The sequence below is a fragment of the Sediminicola luteus genome (assembly GCF_040566555.1).
Classification (GTDB): Bacteria; Bacteroidota; Bacteroidia; order Flavobacteriales; family Flavobacteriaceae; genus Sediminicola.
In genome coordinates this window covers 1-2,145 of record NZ_JBEWYP010000016.1, presented here as the reverse complement: position 1 = coordinate 2,145, position 2,145 = coordinate 1, and the positions used below count along the sequence as shown (strand labels likewise).

At 37.9% G+C, this 2,145-nt stretch carries 2 protein-coding genes; both read right to left on the bottom strand.

The features are described 5' to 3' along the window. Window positions 1-482: 482 nt before the first annotated feature. A complete protein-coding gene (locus tag ABXZ32_RS15765) occupies window positions 483-851 on the bottom strand; it encodes a hypothetical protein (RefSeq protein WP_354619640.1) in 369 nt (122 codons plus the stop codon). A 188-nt stretch (window positions 852-1,039) separates the two neighbouring features. Then, window positions 1,040-1,516: a cupin domain-containing protein gene (locus ABXZ32_RS15760; RefSeq protein WP_354619639.1), complete on the bottom strand. Its 477-nt coding sequence runs from the start codon at window positions 1,514-1,516 to the stop codon at window positions 1,040-1,042. Window positions 1,517-2,145: the final 629 nt, after the last annotated feature.

Genomic DNA, 2,145 nt, shown 5'->3' with positions numbered 1-2,145 from the left:
CGAAAAGTTTTGAATTGTAGTAAATATGCTAAACAATGGATTATAGGCCTTGTTAGCGCCCGTGGTGTTACCCAGGCCAAGGTGAAGGCCAACAAGATCCTAATTATGTTTTTAGCCTTTTATAAATTGCCTTTTTAAGGTCGAACTAGCGTAGTGGTTGCGTTCTGCTTACGAACAGATTGGTAAGGCAATTTAAAAAGGATCAGCTTTGCCCGATCCTTAGTCTAAACTTTCATTCAACGTAACCCTCCGTACTGCTTAATATTTTTTATGCACCATTGGCGCTAACGCTTCAGCTATGAGTAGTGCGGAGGCAAGGAAACCTTTTAGTTTCCGTCTTCGCACGTAGCAAAAGCTTTTTGTTTTGATTTATATTTTTTCGCCAGAGCAAAATCGAAAAGATTTTGCGGACATAGTAAATATACGCTTACTTTGAATTAAACACCAAACTCCGCATTACTTATAGGTAGTGTTAGCAAATGTTATTTTTTAAGCTCGGATAAACGAGGTTTATATTCAATTTGGGTATCCTTAAACCAACTCGTCTCTATTTTAGCCCAAACTCGTTCTTTCCGATTGTTTTTTGTTTTTAATTCTACAATCCGATAATAGGTATTTTCATATTGTATGGCGCCATTATTAATTGTTGGCTTACCTATGGTGATTTCAAATTTCTTAAATGGACCAACTTTGAAAAGTCCTGGGTATTTTGAACTAATATAATTCAATCCATGTTTATTGCAGTCCATTTCGATTTCGCTTTCAAAGTCTTTCGATGTGTCCGTAATCCATTTTAGAAATAATCCAACTGGGATTACAAGGAGTATTAATACAAATTGGTAATTACTCATTTAGTGACTAATATTTGCTAACGGTTAGGCTATGATTCCGTTGTTGAGATTTGATGTTAATCAAATCGAGCTTGGGATCTTGCCGGTCTAAAGTATGAAAAGTTTTGAATTGTAGTAAATAAGCTAAACAATGGATTATAGCCCCTGTTGTACGCTGGCATTTTTTAAATTGAGTATACTCCTGATAATTAGTTTCTTTTTAGCTTTTCAGCCACCTTATCATAATATTCTTGAGTAACTACTTCAGTCCAAGTAGTTGGTTGTCCACCACCGTATAAAGCCAAATAAGTTACATCGCTATACTTGGTGGATGAATGCCAATGTTCGATATCTTTCTCACATTTAATTATATCTCCTTCTTTCAAAATTACAGGCTCATTTCCTCTCTCCTGATAATAGGCTTCTCCATCTACAATTATTAAGACTTGCGCAGAACCATGTTTATGCCAATCCAAGGTGGAGTTGGCTTTAAAAGTTGCTTTTGTAATATTATAACCCAATTCCTCGTCATCGTGATAAATGGCATTCAACCAAGCTTCTCCTATATAATGGGTATTTGGTGCTTTTGTTCCTTCGGTCAGATAAGAGGATACACCGTAATCAGAGTCCTGCGAAAATACGGATGCAGATGCTAAAATAAACAGGAGTAAAATTGAATTTTTCATTTTCTTGAAATTTAAATATTTCTTGCAAGCTAAGAGTTTCATGCTTGCGTACAACGTTTAGGCTATGATTTCGGTCTGGGAAATCCGCTAGGATTTTTCAGTAAGGAAATCGTGCCGGATTAAAAGTAGTGAATTTTCTCTTTTGAAGAATGCAAGACTGAATTATAGCCCTTGTTAGCGGTTGCTTGCAGCCCGAACCATACTCTAACGGGCAGACCATTGGGACAATCCCCGTGGTATTTGCCGCATATTCAGTCCAGCCCTGACCACTGCAAGCACAAATAAAATCTATAGTTCTATCAAACCTGAAAAAGAAGGGGCCAGCCTAAAGTCGACCTGCGTACTGCTTGCGTAACCCTTGCGTACTGGCGGCAAAAGGATAAGGCCTTAAGTTGCTCAATTATAAATCCCGAAACCCTATGAAAGCTTGATCTAGAGAATTGCAAACCGTAGTTTTTTGCTGCCCTGATAAACATTCCGCTTGCGTATTGATTGGTCCAACTATAGGGTAGGCAGCAAAAAAGGAGTAGGAATGGAGCTGCTCTTAATTTTTGGGGCAAGTTACCGCTAACGGTTAGGCTAAGAATCCGTTGTTGAGATTTGATGTTAATCAAATCGAGCTGGGATTC

Excerpts from the sequence above, each read along its gene's own strand:
- ABXZ32_RS15765 (WP_354619640.1), bottom strand. The coding sequence starts at position 851 with ATGAGTAATTACCAATTTGTATTAATACTCCTTGTAATCCCAGTTGGA.
- ABXZ32_RS15760 (WP_354619639.1), bottom strand. The coding sequence starts at position 1,516 with ATGAAAAATTCAATTTTACTCCTGTTTATTTTAGCATCTGCATCCGTA.